The following is a 21,217-nucleotide window of genomic DNA, read 5'->3' as shown; positions in this document are numbered from 1 at the left end:
AGATCGGTGTACGGAGGAAAGATGCCCAGCACGCCCTGTCCCACCACGGGTTCCTACGACTACCTGGCCTCGCTGACGGAGAAGGTCGGCGGGCTCGACCTGCACTACGGCTACTGGTCGGGGCCCGACGACGACACGCCGATCGAGGAGGCCACCGACCGGCTGACCGGGGTCGTGGTCGACCGCCTGGACGCGCGGGCCGGTGAGCTGGTGCTGGACGTGGGCTGTGGGAACGGGCGTCCCGCGGTGACGGTGGCGGAACGCACCGGGGCGCGGGTGACGGCGATCGACGTCGACGAGCGGGCGCTGGAACGAGGGAGGGCGTGGGCGCGCGAACGGGGCGTGGAACCGCTGGTCTCCTTCGAACGGTGCGACGCGCTGGCCATGCCCTACCCCGACGGCGCGTTCGACGCGGTGCTGGTCTTCGAGTCGACGCCGCACTTCGCGCCGGAGCCGCTCTTCGCCGAGCTCGTCCGGGTGCTGCGGCCCGGTGGCCGGTTGGTGGTGGAGGCCCCGTGCCTGCAGGTTCCCGTCACCGGCGAGCTGCGGCCTCGGCTGGCGGCGTACTTCGAGATGTTCCAGGTCCACTCCATCGAGCAGGCCGGGACGTATGTGGAGATCCTGCGCGCCGCCGGTCTCGGCGTCGACGCCGTCGAGGACCTCACCGAGTACACCGAACCGTTCTACCGGCGGATCCTGGAGCGGCTCGACACCCATCGCGCGGAGCTGGCGGCCGAGTACGGCGCGGGGACCGTGGCCTGGATCCGCGACGGCATCGCCGACTGGGCCACGATCCCCTCGGGCAGCGTTCTGATCACCGCCCGAGGGCCGGACCGTCCCGCCTCAGCGGACGGGGTCGAAGTCCCGTAGGGCCGCGGGCTGCTTTCCGGTGGTGATCTGCTCGGCCAGCATGCGACCGGTGACCGGCCCGTGGGTGAACCCCCACATGCCGTGGCCGCCGGCGACGTACCTGCCGGGGGCGCGGGTGGCGCCGATCAGCGGCCTGCCGTCGGGGGTGACGGGGCGCGGGCCGACCCAGGTGTCGGTGCGCTCCTCCCAGGAGACGCCGCTGAGCAGCGGCCGGGCGGACGCGATGATCGCGTCGACGCGCCTCTGGTACAGCGGGGCGTCGGCGTCCCGGAACTCCATCGTGCCGGCGACGCGCAGCTTGCCCTGGTAGGGCGTGCAGGCCACCCGCACGGCGGGCAGGTAGATCGGCCCGGGTACGGGCTCGTCCGTCGGCACGGTGAACGAGTAGCCGCGTCCGGCGCGTACCGGCACCCGGACGCCCCAGGAGGCGCCGAGCTGGTTCAGCCACGCGCCGGTGGCCAGCACGACGGCGTCGGCGCTGACGGAGTCCCCGTCAGCCGACCGGACGGCGATCCCGCCGGAGTGGGAGTAGACGTCGATCACCCGGAAGCCGGACCGGATGGTGGCGCCCCGGGCGACGACGGAGCGGGCGAGCGACCGGGTGAACTCCCCGGGGTCGACGTAGCGCTGCCCGTCCAGCCGGATCCCGGCCCGCGCGCGCGAGGAGAGCTGCGGCGCCTGCCTGCCGAGGTCGTCACCCTCGAACGCGCTGTACTTGATCTCCAGGCCGGACTCGTTGATGCGCCGAAGCTCGTGCAGGAGCGCCACCGCCTGCCGCGGGGTCTCGAAGGCGGCCATGATCGGGGCCTCGACCGTGGGGGCCTCGACGCCGTTCGCGGTGAGCACGTCGAACGCCTCCAGGCACTCCTCGTTGAACGGGAGGTTGGCCCGTACGGCACGGCCCCAGGACTTCCAGCTGCAGTTCGCGGCGAACCGGGTGAGGAACGACAGCAGCGCCGGGTCGGGGGTGGCCGGGATGTGCAGCGGGGCGCTCGGGTCGAGCAGGGAGCGCAGGCCGTAGCGGAGGACGCCGGGCTCGTTCAGCGGGATGGCCAGCCCGGGGGAGAGCCAGCCCGCGTTGCCCCACGACGCGCCCGCGGCCACGTCGTCCCGGTCCACGACCGTGACCTCCACGCCGCGCTCCTGCAGGAACCACGCGGTGGACAACCCCACCACGCCGGCGCCGATCACCACTGCCGTACGCGGCCCACCGTCGATGCCCATGACCATTTTCTCCACTCTGATATTCATTGCCTCTTTCGAGGATCGCTGGCCTGGCCGGAGAGTGGTGTGTGCATTTCGGACAAGCGCAATGGTGTGTTTTGTCGTGCGAGAACAAGCGCCGGGGGCTGGGCCCCGGATCCGGCGCCCACCGCGGTTCCCTCCTCCGCTCCGCGGGGCACCGGCCGGACGGTGCCCCGCCGCGGGTCTAGGTCCGGCCGACCGCCAGCGCGATGATCATCGCCAGCCGCTTCTCCGGCAGTTCGAGCTGGAGGTTCGTGATCTCGGCCATCTTCCGCAGCCGGTAGCGGACCGTGTTCGGGTGGACACTGAGGCGGCCGGCGGCGACGGCCAGGTCGCCCTGCGCCTCCAGCCACGCGCGCAACGTCGCGATGTACTGGGTGCCGTGCTCGGAGTCATGCCGGGTCAGCTCGGCGACCGGCCCGCGGGCGGGGGTACGCCCCGCCGAGGCGGCGGCCCGGAGGCGTTGCAGCAGGATCTCGTCCCACGCCTCGTCGTAGACGACCGCCGGGGCACCGGCGGGCCGCATCGCCCGGAGGGCGAGGCTCTCGTCGGCCTCCTGCCTGCTCGCGGCCAGCTGGGCGGGTCCCGCCGGGCCGCCGACACCGGCGAGCACGGTGACCCGCCGCGGCAGGACGTTCGCGATCGCGGCGAGCCAGTCCAGGGCGGGCGTGGCATCGTTGTCACAGGGCAGCACCGTGTACAGGGTGTTGCCGAACAGTGCGCTCCGTCCTGCTCGCGACCAGCCGAAACCGGTGGTCGCGCGTTCGAAGGCCAGCAGGATCGCGGCATGCCGCTCCTCGGCGATGTGCGCCTGGAGCGCGATCACCCGGAACCGCTCCCGGGGCAGGCCGAGCCTGCTGATCACCGCGGCCGTGTCGGCGGTCCCCTCCAGCAGCTGGATGACGAGATCGGACTCCACCTGACGCTCCAGGTCCGCACTGACCCGGGAGCGCAGCAGGTGCAGCGCGACCGCCCGCGCCCCGTCCTCCAGGATGGTCCGGCGCGTGTCGGACAGCGGGCTCTCGCACTCGACCCAGATCGATCCCAGCAACTCGCGCCCCGCCCGCACCGCGACCACCATGCGGCCTCTGAGACCGTGTGCCGGTGAGGGGTCGACGAACAGCGGCTCGTCGGAGGTCGCCAGATGGGCGAAGACGCCCTCCCGCTCGAACAGCCGGCGCATGGCGTCCGGCACCCGCCTGCCCAGGATCGTCTCCAGCCGGGCCGGATCGGCGGTCTGCTGCGAGCCGGAGTAGGCCAGGACCCGCGACATCTGGTCCTCGATCGTCACCGCGTAGCCGAGTTCGGCCGCGAGCGTGTCCGCGAAGGCCAGCAGATCGTTCGGCCCCCGCCCGGTCTGGCTGCCTTCGAGCACCAGGCCGTACACCACGCCGAGGAGCTGGCTCCAGGACACCGCCGGTTCGACGAGCAGCACGGCGATCCCGTCGGCGAGGGCCTGTTCCAGCGTGCCCTCGTCGAGGGGAGGGTTCCCGTGCACCAGCACCGTGACGGCCCGCGCCGCCCGTGCCAGGCGTACGGCGTCGGACGCCGACTCCACGCCCACCGCCAGGAACACGTCACCGGTCGCGGGGCGGGTGTCGGTCGGATCATGTACCACCACGCTGCGCAGCTCGACGTCCCGCGACGCCGGAGCGCAGCAGAGCCGAGCCCCGTAGCCGCCGAGAACGTTCACCAACCGGTCCAGCTTCAACATCTACGCGACCTCTGCATGCTCTCTGCCGTGCCCGCCTGCCGGCGGGCTTGTGGCATGAACACCGTTCTAGCAGTTCGACGGTACGGCGATCCGGTGGGAACCGCCGAGGGCGGGGTCCGTCGGTGCCTGGTCCGGCGGTGAAATTTTCACCGGGCGGCTGGCGGGCCGGGGTGAGTCCGTCCAGGTGGCCCGGTGAGTGCCGGGCCGGCAGGCCGGTGGGGAGGTGGAGGTCCCTTGGCCCGCGGGGGGCCGCATTCTATGGTGCGAGGTGTGGGAGCGCTCCCACGATGGCCGGCGCAAGCCGTCCGACCCGCTTTTCCGGAAGACCTCCCCGAAGGGGCCCGATGTGCGCACCTCCCTCCTGACCGATCGGCTCGGCCGGCCGGGCCGCCGTCTCCGCGCCGGGCTCGCCGCGCTGCTGCTGGCGGCCGGGATGTCCGTCCCGGCGACGGCGACGGCGGCCGTGAATCCCTACCAGGATCCCGGCCTGCCGGTGGCGACCAGGGTCGCCGACCTCCTCTCGCGGATGACGCTGGACGAGAAGATCGGCCAGATGACCCAGGCGGAACGCGGCTCGGTCGGCAACTCCGACGTCACCACCTACCGGCTCGGCTCGGTGCTGTCCGGCGGCGGTTCGGCGCCCTCGCCCAACAACGCCACCTCCTGGGCGAACATGTACGACGGCTACCAGAACGCCGCCCTCGCGACGCCGCTGGGCATCCCCATGATCTACGGCGTGGACGCGGTGCACGGCCACAACAACGTGGTCGGTGCGACGATCTTCCCGCACAACATCGGGCTCGGTGCCACCCGGGATCCCGCCCTGGTGCAGCAGATCGGCCGGGCGGTCGCCGAGGAGGTCACCGGGACGGGTGTCGACTGGAACTTCGCCCCCTGCGTCTGCGTCGCGCGCAACGACCGGTGGGGCCGCACCTACGAGTCCTTCGGGGAACTGCCGGAGATCCCTTCGTCGATGACGAGCTTCATCACGGGCACGCAGGGCGCGACGCTGAACGGGCCGGCCTCGGTACTGGCCACCGCCAAGCACTATGTCGGCGACGGAGGCACCGTGAACGGCGTCGACCAGGGCGACGCGCAGCTGACCGAGACCGAGCTGCGGGCGGTCCACCTGCCGCCGTTCAGGGCCGCGGTGGAGCGCGGGGTGGGGTCGGTGATGGTCTCGTTCAGCAGCTGGAACGGCAGCAGACTGCACGGGAACCGGTATCTGGTCACCTCGGTGCTCAAGGACGAACTGGGCTTCACCGGCTTCGTCGTCTCCGACTGGAACGGCGTCGACCAGATCGACGGCGCCCTCGGGCTCTCCGCCGTCGACGTGCGAACCGCGATCAACGCCGGCATCGACATGGTGATGGAGCCCGAGGCCTGGCGGCAGTTCATCGACCTGCTCCGCGCCGAGGTGCAGGCGGGGCGGGTGCCGCTGTCCCGCGTCGACGACGCCACGAGGCGCATCCTGACCAAGAAGTTCGAGCTGGGACTCTTCGAGCGGCCACTGGCCGACCGGACCTACACCTCGACCGTGGGCAGCGGCGCGCATCGCGCCCTGGCCCGCCAGGCGGTGGCGAGGTCACAGGTGGTGCTGAAGAACGGCGGGAACATCCTGCCGCTGGCCACCGGCGGCGGCAAGATCTTCGTCGCGGGCAGGAGCGCCGACAACATCGGCCACCAGAGCGGCGGCTGGACGATCTCCTGGCAGGGCTCGTCGGGGAACATCACCCCCGGCACCACCATCCTGCAGGGGATCCGCGACACCGTCGGTTCCGCCACGACGGTGACCTACAACCAGAACGGCAGCGGCATCGACTCCTCCTACCGGGCGGCGATCGCGGTGGTGGGCGAGACTCCGTACGCGGAAGGTCAGGGAGACCGCACCGGGGCCATGGGGCTGGACGGCGCGGACCTGAACACCATCAACACGCTGCGCGCCTCCGGGGTGCCGGTGATCGTGGTCCTGGTCTCCGGCCGCCCGCTGGACATATCCTCCCAGCTCTCCGGGTGGAACGCGCTGGTGGCCTCCTGGCTGCCGGGCACCGAGGGGCAGGGCGTCGCCGACGTGCTCTTCGGCCTCACCCAGCCCACCGGCAGGCTCCCGGTGACCTGGATGAACAGCGCCGGCCAGCAGCCGATCAACGACGGGGACGGCAAGACCCCGCTCTTCCCCTACGGATACGGGCTGACCTACGAGTCCGCCGCGGACACCAGCCCGCCGACGGCGCCGGGCACCCCGACGGTGTCGAACGTGACCTCGTCGTCGGTGAACCTGACGTGGACGGCGTCCAGCGACAACGTCGGCGTGACGGGTTACGACGTGGTGCGGGTGCAGGGCACGACCGAGACCACGGTGGCGACACCGACGACCAACTCGGCATCCGTCACCGGGCTGGCGGCGAGTACCGCCCACACGTTCGCGGTGTACGCGCGTGACGCGGCGGGCAACCGCTCGGCCCGCTCGGCCGCGGTGACCGCGACCACGGGTGGCGGTGGCGGCGAAAACGGCACCTGCAAGGTCACCTACACGGTCAACGACTGGGGAGGTGGCTTCAGCGCCAACCTGACCATCGCCAACACCGGCACCTCGGCCGTCAACGGCTGGACGCTGCGGTTCGCCTTCCCCGGCGACCAGAAGGTCACCCTGCCCGCCTGGTCGGCGACCTGGTCGCAGTCGGGCACCGCCGTCGCCGCGACGAACCTGTCATGGAACGCGAACATCGCGCCCAACGCCTCGACCGGCATCGGGTTCAACGGCACCTACACCGGTGCCAACCCCAGGCCGACCGAGTTCACCCTGAACGGCGCACCCTGCACGGTGGGCTGACCCGCACCTCCCCGCGGCCGACCGGCGGACCCACGCGGCCGAACGCGTGGGTCCGCCGGCCCCGGTCACTTCCCGGTGGTCGCCTCGATCCTCACCGCCACCCCGCCCTGGAGCATCACCTTGGCGTTCAGGGGCTTTCGCGCGTTGAGCGCCCTCTCCAGCTGTGCCGCGGTGCACCTGTGCGGGACCTTGCCCGTGTCGCAGATCGTCCCCCGCGCGTCGAGCACCACCGCGTCCGGGCTGAGCATGACCGACTGCACATCGCCGTCACCGGTCTGCACGGTGATCCAGCCCGGCTGTCCCAGACTCGTGCCGAGTGGTCCGAGCAGGTAGACGGCCGGTCCGGTGTCCCCGGCGCCGTCGCCCTGCTCGTCCCTCCCGGGCTCGGCGGGGGGGTCGGTCGAGTCTGCCGGAGGCGAGGGCTCCGCGGTGACGGTGACGGTGACGGCAGGGGCGGGGGTGCTCTCGGATCCGGTGGGAGAGGCGGAGACGGCCGGAGCGGTGGAGGAGGCGGACGAGCCGTCCTCCGCCGAACAGGCGGAAAGGCCGGCGGCGAACGCGGCCACCAGCAGGATGTGTGTCATCTTCAACGACCTACTCATAAGCCGCAACACTCCCACGGAGTCCGGCACAACAACGAACCAGCCGAGATGTTCCCGATCAAGGTGATCAGCCGGTGCCTGCCGCTCGGTGTGTACCGCCGAAGGCGCGGCCGGTACGCCGAGGGTGAGCGGTGGGCGCGGCGGTGCGGCCGGCCCTGGGGTGCTGCGCAAGGAACTCGGCCGCTACGGCGAGGCCGAGACCCACTACCGCGGAGCGCCGGCCTGCCTGGAGCGGCACGAGGTGGAGCGCCTGGCGAGGTCCGGGCGGTGAACCCGTGCCCCGCCGGGGCGCGCTCACGGCCGGGGACGGTGCACCGGAAGGTCGAACCAGACACCGGTTCCGATCTGCCCGGTGCCGCACAGCCGGGTCCAGCGCGCCCCGCAGCGCCCGGAGGTGTACTCCTCGACGATCCGCAGGCCCCGTCCGCCGAGTGACAGCTCGTCCACGTGGCCGGGGAGCGTGAACGGGCGGCGCAGCAGGCGCTCGATCAGCGGGACCCCGCCGCCGGCGTCGGCGACCTCGGCCCTGATCGGCAGCTCGCGGTCGTGCAGGACACGCAGCTCGTAGGGGCCGGGGGCGTAACTGCCGGCGTTCGTGGCGAGCTCGGTCACCACGACCTCCAGGTCGGCGACGTCGTCGGGGGCGAAGGGCGGCCGGGACAGCAGGTCGTGCAGCAGCTTGCGGGCCCGGCGGGCGGCGTTGCCCGGGGGGAGACACCAGGCGGTCACTCGAAAGCGTCCGCGGTGCCTGCCGCGCACGCCGACCTCCAGAGCTGGAGCGTGCTCGGTGAGCATCGTTGCTCCTATCGAGTAGGACACCAGGGCCGCGGGATCGCGCTCGCTGGTCTGAATCCCCCATCCTGAGGGACAAGGCCGATATACGGAGAGTCGCAGGACCAATACTGTCCGCAGATCGGTCGGGTGATAGGTCGAGCCGATCACCTTGGGTGATCGGTCGCACCGATACGGCTCCGGCGACGTCGTATCGCCGGTTACCTTGGCGGCAAGGGAACTCGGCCGTGGGAAGAGCGGATGAACGTCAGCAACGTGAACGCGCGGGAAGTCGACCCCGCACTCTGGGAACGCCCACAGATGCGACAGGCTCTGGCCGCCCGCGACATGGCCACCGTGTACCGGTTACTGCAGCGGATCGGCGTCTCGCAACGTCACATCGCCGCCCTCACCGCGCAGTCCCAGTCGGAGATATCCGAGATCCTCAAGGGCCGCCAGGTGATGGCGTACGACGTGCTGGGCCGGATCGCCGACGGTCTGGGCATTCCCCGTGGCTACATGGGTTTGGCCTACGACGCCTCCTGCACCACACCGGTCCCGGCGGCGGCCGATCAGCGCGACGACTCCAACGAGGACGAGCAGGTGCGCCGCCTGCTCGCGCACGCCGCGCAGGTGACCATCGGCGCGGCGTCCGGGAACGCGGAGGAGTGGATCGAGCCGGTCACGCCCACGGAGACCCCCGTCCCGCACCGTATCGGCATGGCCGACGTCGAGCAGATCGAGACGGTGACCCGCACGCTGCGCGCCCTGGACTACCGGCACGGGGGCGGGGTCTGCCGCGACGCGGTGGTGGCACAGCTGGCCTGGTCGCAGCGGCTGCTCCGGGCCTCGTGCCCGGAGTCGGTCACCCTCCGCCTGCACCAGGCACTGGCCGACCAGCACAACCTCGCGGGCTGGACCTCCTTCGACGTCGGCCTGTACGGCTCGGCCAGAAGCCACCTGGCCCGCGCGCTCGAACAGGCCAAACACGCGAGGAACTCCTCGCTGGCGGCCAACGTCCTGTACCGGATGGGCCGCGTCCACCTGCACTGCGACCGCATCCTTGACGCGCTGCGGTTCTTCCAGCTCGGACAGATCTGCGCGCAGGACGCCAGCTGCGAGCGGACCGTGGCGATGCTCTTCGCCAACGAGGCGTGGGCCTACGCCCTGCTGGGCGACAGCGATCTCGCGCTCAAATCGATCAACCGGGCGGCCGACGAGCTGGCTCGCGCCCGTGACCGCGAGTCCCCGGCCTGGGTGAGCTTCTTCGGCGCCGCCGACCTCGACGCCACGAGCGGCATGGTGCACGCCGACCTCGCCGAGACCCACCTCGACACCCACCTCGGCATCGCCGAACGCTTCCTCACCGACGCGCTCGGGCAGCGCGACCCGAGCATGGCCAGGAGCAGGGCCTTCGAGCTGACCGCTCTGGCGACGGTGCAGCTCAGAGCCGGTGACATGACCGCCGGGATCGCCAACGGCAACGAGGCGGTCACCCTGGCGACCGAGATCCGCTCGATGCGGATCACCGACCGTCTCGCGCCGCTGCAGGCGGTCGCCATGATGCGGGCGCACGCCGGTGACGCCCAGGACCTCGCCCGGCGCATCTCGGTGGTGCGTGCGGCATGACGATGACCACCGACCACGCCGCAGAGCACGCCGCCGGTCAGGCAGGCGGTCTCACCCGCGATCGGCTCCACTCGCTGCTGGCAGCCGTCTGTGACCGGGCCGGGCTCGCGTCCGGTGACGCCGAGCTGATCAAGTTCACCAACAACGCGGTCTTCCGCCTGCGCCGGGCGCCCGTCGTGGTGCGCATCGCCGGATCCTCGGCCGCCCGCTCGCGGGTGCCGACCGTGGTGCGGGTCGCCCGCTGGCTGGCCGACCACGACTTCCCCGCGGTACGGCTCCTGCCGGGCTGCGAGCAGCCGCTCCAGGTGGAGGGCCACCTGGTCACGCTGTGGAAGCACGTCCCCGAGGTGGGCCCGCGCCCCGGCGGCGGCGAGCTGGCCATCCTGCTCAGACGCCTGCACAGGTTGCCGGACCCGCCGGTGGACCTGCCGGAGTGGGCCCCGATGGCCGAGGTCCGTCAGCGGCTCGCCGAACCGGAGGACCTGTCCGCGGGCGACCACGCCTTCCTGCTGGACGAGTGCGACGAGGTCGAGGAGCGGCTCGCCGCGCTCGACTACGCGCTCCCCGCCGGGGTCATCCACGGTGACGTGTTCATGGGCAACGTCATCGCCGGGCCCAGGGGGCCGGTGCTGTGCGACTTCGACAGCACCGGGACAGGCCCGCGCGAGTGGGACCTCGCCCCGGTGGCGGTCGGCCGCCTGCGGATGGACTACCCGGCCGACGAGCACACGTCGCTCGCCGAGGGCTACGGCTTCGACGTCACCCGCTGGCGCGGTTTCCCGGTGCTGCGCCGCCTCCGCGAGCTGAAGCTGGTCACCAGCGTCCTGCCCGTGCTGCGCAGCAACCCGGGTATCCGGTCGCAGTGGGAACACCGCATGCGCAGTTTCAAGGCCCGCGACCAGACGGTCAGGTGGCAGCCGTACCGGTGATCGAGCCGGGCGGATCACCGGCGGCTGGTGTCGTACGGCGGCTGCACGGGTACCCAGCCTAGGGGGAAAGCCCAGGTGAGGGCAGTGGTCGGCGGGGGAGGGGTGGGGCGATGCCGCTGAGGCGGCCCGGTCACACCGGGCGGGGAAGCCGCGATCTGGAGGTCAACCCGATCTTCAGCCGGGAGCCGCTCCGGGTTCCGCGCTACGCCATGCCCGACGGGGAGATGGAGCCGGAGACGGCCTACCAGCTGGTGCACGACGAGCTGATGCTGGACGGCAACGCGCGGCTGAACCTGGCGACGTTCGTCACCACCTGGGCGGAGCCGCAGGCGCGGCGGCTGATGGCCGAGTGCGCCGAGAAGAACATGATCGACAAGGATGAGTATCCGCAGACCGCGGAGCTGGAGATCCGGTGCGTGGACATGCTCGCCCGGCTCTGGCACGCCGAGGACCCCCACCGCGCGGTGGGCTGTTCGACGGCCGGGTCGAGCGAGGCGGCGATGCTGGGCGGTCTGGCGCTCAAGCGGCGCTGGCGGCACCGGCGCCAGGCGGAGGGGCGCCCGGCCGGGAGGCCCAACCTGGTGATGGGCGTCAACGTGCAGATCTGCTGGGAGAAGTTCGCCGACTACTTCGACGTCGAGCCCCGGTACGTGCCGATGGAGGGCGACCGGTACCACCTGAGCCCGGAGACCGCCGTCGAGCTGTGCGACGAGAACACCATCGGGGTGGTGGCCATCCTGGGCTCCACCTACGACGGCAGCTACGAGCCCATCGCCGACATCGCCGCGGCCCTGGACGACCTGCGGGCCCGTACCGGACTCGACGTGCCGATCCACGTGGACGGCGCCTCCGGCGCGATGATCGCGCCCTTCCTCGACCCCGACCTGCACTGGGATTTCCGGGTGCCGAGGGTGGCGTCGATCAACACCTCCGGGCACAAGTTCGGGCTGGTGATGCCGGGGGTGGGCTGGGTGCTGTGGCGTGACTCCGAGGCGCTCCCCGACGACCTGGTCTTTCACGTCAACTACCTCGGCGGGGACATGCCGACCTTCGCGCTGAACTTCTCCCGCCCCGGTGCCCAGGTGGTCGCGCAGTACTACAACTTCCTGAGGCTGGGTTTCGACGGCTACCGCCGGGTCCAGCAGACCTGCCGGGACGTGGCGACCCGGCTGTCCGGGGAGATCGCCAGGCTGGGCCGGTTCGAGCTGGTCACCGACGGCGGCCAGGCTCCGGTGTTCGCCTTCCGGGTACGGGAGGGAATCGACAACTTCACGGTCTTCGACGTCTCCGCCGCGCTGCGCGAGCGCGGCTGGCTGGTGCCCGCCTACACCTTTCCGAAGAACCGCACGGACCTGGCGGTGCTGCGCGTCGTCGTCCGTAACGGTTTCAGCAACGACCTGGCCGACCTGTTGCTGCAGGACCTGCGCCGGGTCCTGCCCCGCCTTTCCGACCAGGACCGGCCGCGTCACACCGCCGAGGACGCCGGTGGTTTCGCGCACGGCGCCGGGGCCGTGCGGTCCCGGCACCACGGCTGACGGCGCCGGGCCGGGTACGGGCCGGAGCGGAGACGACGGAGAAGGAGAACCTTGGGATGTGCCGTCTGTTCGGCCTGAGCAGCACCCCTGAACGTACGCGTGCCACCTTCTGGCTGCTGGACGCCCCGGACAGCCTGAGTCGCCAGAGCCACCGCGACCCCGACGGGACCGGGCTGGGCTACTTCGACGCCGACGGCACCCCGCACATGCACAAGGCCCCCATCGCCGCCTACGAGGACCGGTGCTTCGCCGAGGAGGCCAAGGAGGTGGAGTCCAGCACCTTTCTGGCGCACATCCGCTTCGCCTCCACCGGCGACCTGGAGGTGCGCAACACGCACCCCTTCCTGCAGGACGGGCGGCTCTTCGCGCACAACGGGGTGATCGAGGGCCTGGACGACCTCGACGCGGAACTGGGGAAGGACCGGGAACTGGTCCGGGGGGACACCGACTCGGAGCGCTTCTTCGCGCTGATCACCCGTGAGACCAGGGCGCACGGCGGCGACGTCGCCGCCGGCATCGAGAGCGCCGCGCGCTGGGTCGCCAGGAACCTGCCCGTCTACGCCCTCAACCTGGTCCTCACCACGCCGCGGGACCTGTGGGCGCTGCGCTATCCCGACACCCACCGGCTTTACGTGCTCCGGCGTGCCGCCGGCGGGCAGCATGGCGTCCGGCACCTCGACCACAGCGGCAGCAACGACCGGATGCGCGTCCGCTCCCGCGACCTGGCGGGCGTCTCCGCGTCCGTGGTCGCCAGCGAACGCATGGACGACCATCCCCAGTGGCACCTGATGGAGCCCGGCGAGCTGTTCCACATCGGACCGGACCTCAGCCCCACCCGCCGGGTCGTGCTGCCGGAGGAGCCGGCCCACCGGCTGGGCCTCGCCGACCTGCGCCCGGAGGCCGCGGCCTCACAGCAGGCGACCTGAGAACGGGTTCCCAGGTCGCGACATCGAGCCGCACCCGGAGGCGAGGCCGACTTCCGCGCGGTCCACAAGGCGTACCCGGCCTCCTGGTCCGTGCCATCGCCCGGTGGGTCCGGCGGCTGAGCGAGGCAGGATGCCGCCGGCCGGGTGAGCCGGGGCATCAAGCCTGCAGTCAGCCCGGAGCCGACGGTCTCAGGGGGCCGATCGCTGGTCGACCGTCATGTCCCGGCCGGCCGTGTAGGCGTCCCTGCCCGCGTGGATGTTCTGCACGAGGGGCGCCGGAACCGGATGGTCGCGCGCCCATCCCTCCAGTTCGGCGGCGAACTCCTCGTCTCGCCGCGCGTACCAGGACAGTGCCTCGGCCAGCGACCTGACCCGGCCCTCGTCGCCGGGCTCTTCGATCGCCTGGTCCAGTGTCTCCGTGGAGCGCTCGTCGGAGCCGAAGATCGAGCGGATCCTCGCGCGGATCCGCTCGATCACCTCCAGGGCCATCTGTTCGCCCACAGTCGTGACCGCGCCGCCAGCGGCCATGAGGGCAACGGCGGACGACACCGCGGCTATGTCCATTAGAAACCGTCCCTATGCCGACGACTGTGGGATCAGACTAGGGCGAAGACGGCCGGAACAGAATCCCTGAAATCCGCATCTGTCTCGGCTATCCCAGCCTGGCGACGACCCCGGCGAACGCCTCATAGGCATCGGCCGTAATTACAAAATAGGAAATACCATATATTTCGCGATATTCCTGGAGGGAGTCCACCAGCCGCTCGGTGTCGCCCAGCAACAGGTGGGGTGAGCGCAGCGCTTCGGCGACCGGCAACCCGGTGAGCGGGCCGAGTCCCTCGGCCGCCGCTTCCGCGTCCGAGGTCACCGCCGTGTAGTAGACCCGGACGCTGAGTTCCAGCGCGTCGAACCGGGATCCGGCCGCAGCCCGGATCCACTCCACCTTGGCGGCGGTGGCCGCCCCGGTCATGGTCGCCGCGCTGGAGGCGTCCGAACGGCTCGACGCCAGGTTGGCGTTCAGGCCGACGATGTCGGCCTCGCGCGCGGCCAGCGACAGGATCGCCCGCCCGCCGCCGCCCACCATCAGCGGCGGCCGCGGCCGCTGCGCCGGCCGCGGTAGTCCGGCCACCTCGTCGAGGGTGTAGTGGCGGCCGGAGAAGCTGAACGACTCGTGCTCCAACAGACCTTTGACGACGGCGATCGCCTCGGCCAGCCGGTCCACCCGGGTGGGCGGGGCGGGCAGCTCGACCCCGATCCGGTCGTGCTCGGCGCGGTTCCACCCCGCCCCGAGGCCGAGCTCCAGCCGCCCCTCCGACAGCAGGTCGACGGTGGCCGCCTCCTTCGCCAGCAACGCCGGATGGCGGAACTCGTTGGCGAGCATGTGCGAGCCGACCCTCAGCGTCGTCGTGGCGTCGGCCGCCGCCAGCATCGCCGGAACCGGTGCGAGCTGGTCGCTGAGATGGTCGATGACGAGCAGCGTCCGGTAGCCGAGGTCCTCGACCGCGCGGGCGGTGTCCCGCCAGCGGGCCGCGTTCCGGGCACCCTCCGTCTCCACCCCAAAACGGAATGGCCGAATTTCCGCCACGGCATCTCCGTAAATGTCATCCGGTGGTAGAACCGGATTTTTCCTTGTCATTCTCCGACTTTCTCCTCTAATAAGAGCAGAGCCTTCAGATATTCGCCATGACGGTGCAGCCCCACTCACGCGAGGCAGACATGCCGGTCCCCCCTGTCAGATGCGCCGTTGTCGGCTGCGGGAACGTCTCCGCCAAATATCTGAGGACCCTGACCCGGGCGCCGATCATCGACATCGTCGCCTGCTGCGATTCGATCCCCGAGCGGGCCCGGCGGCTGGCCGCGTCCTGTGCGCGGGCCGTGCCGGCCTCCCTGCCTGAGACGCTGCGGGACGCCTCGATCGAGCTGGTGATCAACCTGACCCCGCCGCGGTGGCACGCCGGGATCACCCGTCAGGCGCTGGAGGCGGGCAAGTCCGTCTACACGGAGAAACCACTCGCCGCCTCGGCCACGGAGCTGGACGAACTGCTGGCCACGGCCCCGGTGGACGGCGCGCTGCTGGGCGGCGCGCCCGACACCGCACTCGGGGCCGCCGCCCAGGCCGCCCGCCGCGCGATCGACGGGGGCCTGATCGGACACCCGCTGGGCGCGGCGGCGGCACTCCTGACCCCTGGACACGAACGGAGCTGTCCCACCCCCGAGGTCTTCTACCGGCCCGGCGCGGGACCGCTGCTGGACATGGGCGTCTACTACCTGAGCATGCTGGTCGGGCTGCTCGGCCCGGTGCGCGACGTCGTCGGCACACATCGCCGGCCCTCACCGTTGCGGTCGATCGACACCGGGCCGCGCGCCGGGGAGACCTTCCTCGCGGACGTGCCGACCCACCTGGCAGCCCTCCTGGAGTTCGAGACCGGGGCCGTCGCCACCCTGACGGCGAGTTTCGAGGTGTGGGGAACCCGGATCCCGCACTTGGAGATCTTCGGAACGGAGGGGACCCTCGCGATCCCCGACCCGAACTTCTACACCGGCAAGGTCCGGCTGAGAACGGCCCGATCACCGAGATGGACGACCGTGTCCTATCCGGCGGACGCGCCGCAAGGACGTGGGATCGGGGTCATCGACATGGCGCACGCCCTGCGGGGCCTGACCGAACAGCGGCTTACCGGCGAACTCGTCGGACACGTGATGGAGACCATGCTGGCCATCGAGACCCCTGAGACCTCCCCGGTGCGGCTGAGGGCCCGGTGCGACCGTCCCGCGCCGCTGGGCGCCGCCCCGTACGCCACCGGTTGCTGGTGGTGCGATCGGTGCGGTGATCCGTGAACGCGGCGCTGTGGTCGCTCGGTCTCTCCCTTGCGCTGCTCGGGCTGAGCCTGATCAACTGGCCGGTGCGGGCCGTCTGCCCCGATGGCCGGCGCTACCTGAGGGCGGGATCCGGGCGGCCGGTCGCGTTGCCGTTCATGCTGCGCTGGCTGTTGCCCGCGCTGTGCGGGGACTCCCCACGCCGATGGCGCTGGTGCACGACCACGCACCTGGTGGCGCTGCCGCCGCTGGTCACCGTGTGGATGGAGCCCTGGATCCCCGACGCGCGCCTGCGGGTGATCGGTGGCCTGCTGGTATGCGGCATGCCGGGAATCTGGCGGATCCAGCTCCGCTGGCCGGTGCTCGTCGATGGCACGGCCCTCGCCTGGGCACTCGGCTCGGCGATTCTCCTCCAGCGCGGGCTCTGGTTCCCGGCCCTGCTGGCGGCCCTCGTCGCCGGGTGCGTCAAGGAGTCGGCTCCGCTGTTCGCCGCCTGTTTCGCCTGGCACTGGCTGCCGTTGGCCGGTCTTGCCGCCCCGTTGATCCGCCGGCTGACCGGCACCGTCGGCGAGGACCACTTCGGGCAGTCCGAGCTGATGCGAAACCCCTGGCGGGCGGGCAGCCTCTACCACGCCGGAAGGTGGTTCGACCCGCTGGCGATGCTGACCCCCTGGGGGGCCGGGCTGCTCGCGCTGCTCGTCACCGACGTGCGCGTCGTGCCCATGCTCGTCGTCACCGTGATCTTCGCCTACGCCCAGCTGCTCGTCGCCACGGACACGGCGCGGCTGTACCAGTGGGCGGCCCCGCCGGTGGCGCTGGGCGCCGCCTCGGTGATGCCCGACCGCTGGGCGATCGCGATCCTCCTCGTCCACCTGTGCAACCCGTGGGCCGGCAGTGCCGAGACCTAACGCGAGACCTAACGAAGGAGAAGGTATGACGGGTGTCGTGGGGTTCGGCGGCTCCATTCACGACTTCGCCACCTGGCTGATCACCGAGGACGGCGGCAGCATCGCGATCGAGGACGAGCGGCTCAGCCGGGTCCGCTACGCGCTGCTGGACCCCGACCCCTGCCGGGCCTCCCTCGCCTACTGCCTGGACGCGGCAGGCCTGAGGGCCGAGGACATCCGGGCCTTCGCCGCGAACGACATGCTCACCCAGCTGCGCGGCTGGGAGCCCGAGATCTCGATCCGCTGGGTCAACCACCACCGGTCGCACGCCGCGAGCACCTTCTTCACCAGTCCTTTCGAGGAGGCCGTGGTGCTGGTCGTGGACGGAGCGGGAAGCGTCGTCGGACCGGGCGCCGGGGACCGGCACGAGCGGGAGACGACCACCTGGATGCTGGGCCGGGGCAACGAGCTCACCCAGCTCGGCCAGGTGGTGGGGGCCAAGCGGGGCGCCGCGTCGTCCAACGACCTGGCGGCGCTGATGTCCAACTCGCTCGGTGATCTCTACCGAGCGGTCACCGAGGGGATCGGCTTCGCCTTCATGCAGGCCGGCAAGGCGATGGCCCTCGCACCCTACGGTGACGACCGGTTCACCGGCGAGCTCATGGAAACCGTCGAGCTGTTGCCGGACGGACGCTTCACCATCACGCTGGAGGGACCGTACGGTGTGGTCGAGCGGATCCGCCGGATCCGCGCGGACCGGGTGTCCGGCGGGTTCGAGATCGACGCGAGCATCGCCTTCGCCGGTCAGTGGGTCCTGGAGCAGGTCCTGCTGCACGTGCTGGCCCACGCCTGGCGGGTGACCGGCTGCCCCAACCTGTGCCTGGCCGGGGGAGTCGCGCTGAACTGCGCGTTCAACGGAAAGATCATAAAGAACACCCCGTTCGAACGGGTTCATGTGGTCTACGCCCCCGGCGACGACGGAACGGCGCTCGGCGCGGCGATCCTCGCCGCACTCGAACTCGACCCGCCGACATCGACCGCGCGCTTCCCGGTCGGTCCGTACCGGGGGCGGACCTACGGCACGGAGGAGATCGACGACCAGGTCCTGCGTCGCACGGCCGAGCTGCTCGACTGGGGCGGGGTGGTCGGCTGGTTCGAAGGGCGCGCGGAGTTCGGACCGCGCGCGCTCGGCCACCGCAGCATCCTCGCCGACCCCCGGCGCGCCGACGTGGCACGGCGGATCAACAGCCGCGTCAAACAGCGCGAGTGGTTCCGGCCGCTCGCCCCGGTGGTCCTCGCGGAGGCGGCCGGGGACTACTTCGAGGCCGACTGCGCCTCCCCCTGGATGCAGTTCGCCTGGCCCATCCGGCCGGAGCACAGAAAGACGCTCGCCGGCGTGTGCCATGTGGACGGCACGGCCCGGGTCCAGACGCTGGACCCGGAGGACAACCCGTCGCTCGGCCGGCTGCTGGCGGAGTTCGCCGGCCTCGGCGCGCCCCCGGTGCTTCTGAACACCTCGCTCAACATTCGCGGTGAGCCGATCGTCGAGACCCCGGCCGAGGCGATGGCGGTGTTCCGGGAGGCCGATCTCGACGCCATGGTGGTGAACGGAACCCTGTTCGAACGCCGGCCGCACTGACGGCGGGCCGTGCCGAGGTCAGGGGACGGCGCGGTCGTCCGCCGGCTCGATGAGCCGGCCGGTCACCGGATCCATCGCGGGCAGTCTGCCGAAGAGCGTCAGCCGCCGCCGTACGCTCCCGGCGGTCCGTTCCAGGCGGGTGGCCACCGTGTCGAGGTCATGGAAGACGTCAAAAGCGCGTACCAGCGCCGCGTCCTCGGCGTCGTTCCAGGGCCGCTCCAGCACGCCGCCGGTATCGGTCCCGGGTGGGTCCGCCGCGAGTGCCGCGGCCACGGCCCCGAGCGGCTCCGCGAGTTCGGCGGCCGTCACCGGCCCGGTGTCCGGACGCAGGTGAACGGTGATCCGCCAGTCGCCGTAGCGCGCTTCGAGGACATGTACTCCGTCGCGGCGGGAAACGTTGGTGACAATCGCCTTCATCATCGGGCTCCCCTCGGGGATAATCCTCGTGTCACTCTGGACTCCTTCCCGATGCGGCAGGTGCGATGCCCGAGATGCACGCCGGACGCGACCTCTACGTCGCCGGACGAGACCTGATCATCCATCAGCATCTGGACCAGCCGTTCACCATCACCGCGGGGCTCTACCAGCTCCCTGCCGACCTCGCGGACTTCACCGGGCGTGAGGAGGCATTGGAGACCCTGCGCTCCTGGCTCGCCGGAGCCGAGGACACGGTGGTGCTGAGTGCGATCTCGGGCATGGGCGGGGTCGGCAAGACCACCCTCGCGATACGGCTGGCGCACCGGCTCCGGGACCTCTTCCCCGACGGCCAGTTGTACGTGAACCTCCGGGGCGCGGAAGCCGAGTCCCTTGACCCCTCGGACGTCCTCGCCGGATTCCTGCGCGCGTTCGGCGTGCAGGGCCCGGCGATCCCGCCGGGGACGGCCGAACGCGCCGCCTTCTACCGGGGGCTGCTGGACGGCAGGCGGGTGCTCGTCGTTCTCGACAACGCCGCGTCCGCCGCCCAGCTCCGGCCGCTGCTGCCCGGCATGCCCGGTTGCGCGGCACTGATCACGAGCCGCCAGCGCCTTCCCACGCTGGAGGGTGCCCGGGGCTTCGACCTGGACGTGCTGACGCACGAGGCGGCGCTCGAACTGCTGAGGAAGATCGTTGGTCCGGTTCGGGTCGATGCCGAGGCGGAGGCCGCCGAGCGGCTGGTGCGGCTCTGCGGCCACCTCCCGCTCGCGGTCCGGATCACCGGGGCCAGACTGGCGGTCCGGCCGCACTGGCGGCTGGCCCGGATGCTCATCCGGCTCGAAAACGAGCACCACCGCCTCGAAGAGCTGAAAGTCGGTGACCTCAGCGTGCGCGCCTCGTTCTCCCTGAGCTATGCGGCCCTGACCGAGGAGGAGCAGTCGGCCTTCCGGCTGCTCGGGCTGGTCAGGGCACCCGACTTCGCCCCCTGGGTACTGGCGGCGGCGCTCGACTCCGACCTGGCGGTCGCGGAGGAGCTCATCGAGCGGCTGGCCGACGTCCAGCTCCTGGAGGCGGTCGGCGAGGACGCGGTGGGGCAGCTCCGCTTCCGCTTCCACGACCTGCTGCGTTCGTTCGCCCAGGAGCGGCTGCGTGACCACGGCTCCGCGGACGAGGCCATGGAACGCGTACTCGGCGGGTATCTGGCGCTGTCCAAACGCGCCCTCCACCTGATGTCGCCGAACAGCAAACGAGACGCCCTGGCGCCCCGGGCGAGGCTCTGGCTGCCCCGCGACCTCGACGCCGACCTCCTGGTCGGTCCCCGGCCGATGGACTGGTTCGTCACCGAGGAGGCGGGCATCGTCGCCGCCGTCGGGCAGGCCTACGAACACCGGCTGTGGGACCTGACCTGGGAACTCGCCGATCCGCTGCACTACCATTTCCGGGTGCTCGCCCGCTGGGCCGAATGGGTGGCGACCCACGAACTGGCGCTGGAGGCGGCGAGGCTGGCGGGCAACCGGCGGGGCGAGGCGTGCATCCTGCGCAACCTCGGGAACGTCTACCGGGACCAGGGCCGCCCGGCCCGGGCCATCGCCTGCTACGAGGCGGGCCTGGCAATCGCGACGGATCTGGACAGCACGCTGCTGAGCGCCTTCATGCTCAACGGGATGGGGGAGGTCTGCCTGGATCGCGGCCGGATGGTCGAGGCGGCCGCCTACTTCGAACGGGCACTGCCGGCCTGGGCCGGGATCGACGACCTGACCGGAGTGGCGTACACCCACACCCATCTCGCGATGAGCTACCTCCAGCTGGGGCGGCTCGACGAGGCCCTGGCCCAGGCGGAGCGGTCGCTGGTCATGCAACGTGAGTTCCACGACCGCAGTGGGGAGAGCTACGCGCTGACCGCGATCGGGGACGTCCAGCGGGTGCGCGGACGCGCTGAGGCGGCCGCCGGGCTATACGGGCAGGTGCTGGAGATCGCGCGCGAGCAGGGCGCGAAGCTGTCCGAGTCCGACGCGCTGATCAGGCTCGGCTGGGCGCACCGTGACCGGGGCGAGGTCGGCGAGGCCGAGGCGGCGTTCGCGCGGGCGCTGCCGCCGTACATCGAGTACGGGCATCGGCGCGGCGAGGCCGAGGCCACCGCGGGGCTGGGCGCCGTCGCGGCCGACGCGGGCCGCTTCGCCGAGGCGGTCACCCGGCTCGACCAGGCGTTGCGGATCGCGGCCGAAGCCGACGACGCGCTGGCGCAGGCCCGGATCCTCACCCTGCTGGGGGACACCTGGGCGGAGGCGGGCGACACCGGGGTCGCCGCCGAGCACCGGCGGCTGGCCGCCGACCGGTTCCACGAGGTGGGTTCGCCCCGCGAGGCGGAGCTCAGGAAGCCGATCTCAGGGAACTGATCTCAGGGAG

At 71.5% G+C, this 21,217-nt stretch carries 18 protein-coding genes; 11 read left to right on the top strand and 7 right to left on the bottom strand.

Going from position 1 to position 21,217, the window contains the following annotated elements; genetic code table 11:
- Positions 1-21: 21 nt before the first annotated feature.
- The gene (locus AB0K21_RS09930) at positions 22-870 is read left to right on the top strand and encodes a methyltransferase domain-containing protein (protein ID WP_364149091.1); all 849 of its coding nucleotides are present in this window, start codon (positions 22-24) and stop codon (positions 868-870) included.
- Here the strand turns inward: AB0K21_RS09930 and AB0K21_RS09925 are convergent.
- Entirely contained in the window at positions 844-2,094 is a 1,251-nt protein-coding gene (locus tag AB0K21_RS09925; protein ID WP_343964276.1) for an FAD-dependent oxidoreductase, read from the bottom strand. The two genes, AB0K21_RS09930 and AB0K21_RS09925, sit on opposite strands and share 27 nt — an antisense overlap.
- 205 nt (positions 2,095-2,299) lie before the next feature.
- On the bottom strand, positions 2,300-3,829 hold the full coding sequence (locus AB0K21_RS09920; protein ID WP_343964278.1) for a helix-turn-helix domain-containing protein: 1,530 nt from the start codon (positions 3,827-3,829) through the stop codon (positions 2,300-2,302).
- A 346-nt stretch (positions 3,830-4,175) separates the two neighbouring features.
- Between AB0K21_RS09920 and AB0K21_RS09915 the strand changes: the two genes are divergently transcribed.
- A complete protein-coding gene (locus tag AB0K21_RS09915; protein WP_343964280.1) occupies positions 4,176-6,662 on the top strand; it encodes a glycoside hydrolase family 3 N-terminal domain-containing protein in 2,487 nt (828 codons plus the stop codon).
- 65 nt (positions 6,663-6,727) lie between these two features.
- Here the strand turns inward: AB0K21_RS09915 and AB0K21_RS09910 are convergent, their stop codons facing one another.
- Positions 6,728-7,252, bottom strand: coding sequence for a hypothetical protein (locus AB0K21_RS09910; protein ID WP_343964282.1), 525 nt, complete (start codon positions 7,250-7,252; stop codon positions 6,728-6,730).
- A 100-nt stretch (positions 7,253-7,352) separates the two neighbouring features.
- Between AB0K21_RS09910 and AB0K21_RS09905 the strand changes: the two genes are divergently transcribed.
- Entirely contained in the window at positions 7,353-7,535 is a 183-nt protein-coding gene (locus tag AB0K21_RS09905) for a hypothetical protein (protein WP_364149088.1), read from the top strand.
- A gap of 23 nt (positions 7,536-7,558) precedes the next feature.
- Here the strand turns inward: AB0K21_RS09905 and AB0K21_RS09900 are convergent, their stop codons facing one another.
- Positions 7,559-8,059: an ATP-binding protein gene (locus AB0K21_RS09900; RefSeq protein ID WP_343964286.1), complete on the bottom strand. Its 501-nt coding sequence runs from the start codon at positions 8,057-8,059 to the stop codon at positions 7,559-7,561.
- A 237-nt stretch (positions 8,060-8,296) separates the two neighbouring features.
- On the opposite strand from AB0K21_RS09900, the gene AB0K21_RS09895 reads away from it, so the two are divergent.
- The 4 genes from AB0K21_RS09895 to AB0K21_RS09880 all read left to right on the top strand — a co-directional run bounded on the left by AB0K21_RS09895 (position 8,297) and on the right by AB0K21_RS09880 (position 13,054).
- On the top strand, positions 8,297-9,664 hold the full coding sequence (locus AB0K21_RS09895) for a helix-turn-helix transcriptional regulator (RefSeq protein WP_343964288.1): 1,368 nt from the start codon (positions 8,297-8,299) through the stop codon (positions 9,662-9,664).
- Positions 9,661-10,593 carry an aminoglycoside phosphotransferase family protein gene (locus AB0K21_RS09890; RefSeq protein ID WP_343964290.1) on the top strand — a complete coding sequence of 311 codons (933 nt, stop codon included), beginning with the start codon at positions 9,661-9,663 and terminating at the stop codon, positions 10,591-10,593. The genes AB0K21_RS09895 and AB0K21_RS09890 overlap by 4 nt, the downstream gene beginning before the upstream one ends.
- A gap of 110 nt (positions 10,594-10,703) precedes the next feature.
- A complete protein-coding gene (locus AB0K21_RS09885; protein WP_343964292.1) occupies positions 10,704-12,128 on the top strand; it encodes a glutamate decarboxylase in 1,425 nt (474 codons plus the stop codon).
- A gap of 56 nt (positions 12,129-12,184) precedes the next feature.
- Positions 12,185-13,054 (top strand): class II glutamine amidotransferase, encoded by an 870-nt coding sequence (locus AB0K21_RS09880; protein WP_343964294.1) that lies wholly within the window; start codon positions 12,185-12,187, stop codon positions 13,052-13,054.
- Positions 13,055-13,243: 189 nt separating this feature from the next.
- Here the strand turns inward: AB0K21_RS09880 and AB0K21_RS09875 are convergent, their stop codons facing one another.
- Positions 13,244-13,555: a hypothetical protein gene (locus AB0K21_RS09875; RefSeq protein ID WP_343964296.1), complete on the bottom strand. Its 312-nt coding sequence runs from the start codon at positions 13,553-13,555 to the stop codon at positions 13,244-13,246.
- A gap of 151 nt (positions 13,556-13,706) precedes the next feature.
- A complete protein-coding gene (locus AB0K21_RS09870) occupies positions 13,707-14,609 on the bottom strand; it encodes a TIGR03621 family F420-dependent LLM class oxidoreductase (RefSeq protein ID WP_364149085.1) in 903 nt (300 codons plus the stop codon).
- A 128-nt stretch (positions 14,610-14,737) separates the two neighbouring features.
- On the opposite strand from AB0K21_RS09870, the gene AB0K21_RS09865 reads away from it, so the two are divergent.
- Genes AB0K21_RS09865 through AB0K21_RS09855 form a run of 3 tightly spaced genes read left to right on the top strand, consistent with a single transcriptional unit; the run spans position 14,738 to position 18,397 of the window.
- Positions 14,738-15,892, top strand: coding sequence for a Gfo/Idh/MocA family oxidoreductase (locus AB0K21_RS09865; RefSeq protein WP_364149083.1), 1,155 nt, complete (start codon positions 14,738-14,740; stop codon positions 15,890-15,892).
- Positions 15,889-16,779 (top strand): hypothetical protein, encoded by an 891-nt coding sequence (locus AB0K21_RS09860; RefSeq protein WP_343964300.1) that lies wholly within the window; start codon positions 15,889-15,891, stop codon positions 16,777-16,779. Before AB0K21_RS09865 ends, AB0K21_RS09860 begins: the two co-directional genes overlap by 4 nt.
- A 25-nt stretch (positions 16,780-16,804) precedes the next feature.
- Complete coding sequence (locus tag AB0K21_RS09855) at positions 16,805-18,397, top strand: carbamoyltransferase C-terminal domain-containing protein (RefSeq protein WP_364149080.1); 1,593 nt, start codon at positions 16,805-16,807, stop codon at positions 18,395-18,397.
- A gap of 18 nt (positions 18,398-18,415) precedes the next feature.
- On the opposite strand, the gene AB0K21_RS09850 is transcribed toward AB0K21_RS09855, so the two are convergent.
- Positions 18,416-18,817, bottom strand: a complete 402-nt coding sequence (locus tag AB0K21_RS09850) for a hypothetical protein (protein WP_343964303.1) — start codon at positions 18,815-18,817, stop codon at positions 18,416-18,418.
- Positions 18,818-18,879: 62 nt separating this feature from the next.
- On the opposite strand from AB0K21_RS09850, the gene AB0K21_RS09845 reads away from it, so the two are divergent.
- The gene (locus AB0K21_RS09845; protein ID WP_364149078.1) at positions 18,880-21,207 is read left to right on the top strand and encodes a tetratricopeptide repeat protein; all 2,328 of its coding nucleotides are present in this window, start codon (positions 18,880-18,882) and stop codon (positions 21,205-21,207) included.
- Positions 21,208-21,217: the final 10 nt, after the last annotated feature.

The sequence above is a fragment of the Streptosporangium sp. NPDC049248 genome, from assembly GCF_040678965.1.
In the GTDB taxonomy this organism is placed as follows: domain Bacteria; phylum Actinomycetota; class Actinomycetes; order Streptosporangiales; family Streptosporangiaceae; genus Streptosporangium; species Streptosporangium fukuiense.
The sequence above is the reverse complement of the archived record's forward strand: the minus strand, read 5'-3'. Positions and strand labels throughout refer to the sequence as shown.

Excerpts from the sequence above, each read along its gene's own strand:
- AB0K21_RS09900 (WP_343964286.1), bottom strand. The coding sequence starts at position 8,059 with ATGCTCACCGAGCACGCTCCAGCTCTGGAGGTCGGCGTGCGCGGCAGG.
- AB0K21_RS09920 (WP_343964278.1), bottom strand. The coding sequence starts at position 3,829 with ATGTTGAAGCTGGACCGGTTGGTGAACGTTCTCGGCGGCTACGGGGCT.
- AB0K21_RS09885 (WP_343964292.1), top strand. The coding sequence starts at position 10,704 with ATGCCGCTGAGGCGGCCCGGTCACACCGGGCGGGGAAGCCGCGATCTG.
- AB0K21_RS09850 (WP_343964303.1), bottom strand. The coding sequence starts at position 18,817 with ATGATGAAGGCGATTGTCACCAACGTTTCCCGCCGCGACGGAGTACAT.
- AB0K21_RS09895 (WP_343964288.1), top strand. The coding sequence starts at position 8,297 with ATGAACGTCAGCAACGTGAACGCGCGGGAAGTCGACCCCGCACTCTGG.
- AB0K21_RS09890 (WP_343964290.1), top strand. The coding sequence starts at position 9,661 with ATGACGATGACCACCGACCACGCCGCAGAGCACGCCGCCGGTCAGGCA.
- AB0K21_RS09930 (WP_364149091.1), top strand. The coding sequence starts at position 22 with ATGCCCAGCACGCCCTGTCCCACCACGGGTTCCTACGACTACCTGGCC.
- AB0K21_RS09865 (WP_364149083.1), top strand. The coding sequence starts at position 14,738 with ATGACGGTGCAGCCCCACTCACGCGAGGCAGACATGCCGGTCCCCCCT.
- AB0K21_RS09845 (WP_364149078.1), top strand. The coding sequence starts at position 18,880 with ATGCCCGAGATGCACGCCGGACGCGACCTCTACGTCGCCGGACGAGAC.
- AB0K21_RS09855 (WP_364149080.1), top strand. The coding sequence starts at position 16,805 with ATGACGGGTGTCGTGGGGTTCGGCGGCTCCATTCACGACTTCGCCACC.
- AB0K21_RS09880 (WP_343964294.1), top strand. The coding sequence starts at position 12,185 with ATGTGCCGTCTGTTCGGCCTGAGCAGCACCCCTGAACGTACGCGTGCC.
- AB0K21_RS09925 (WP_343964276.1), bottom strand. The coding sequence starts at position 2,094 with ATGGGCATCGACGGTGGGCCGCGTACGGCAGTGGTGATCGGCGCCGGC.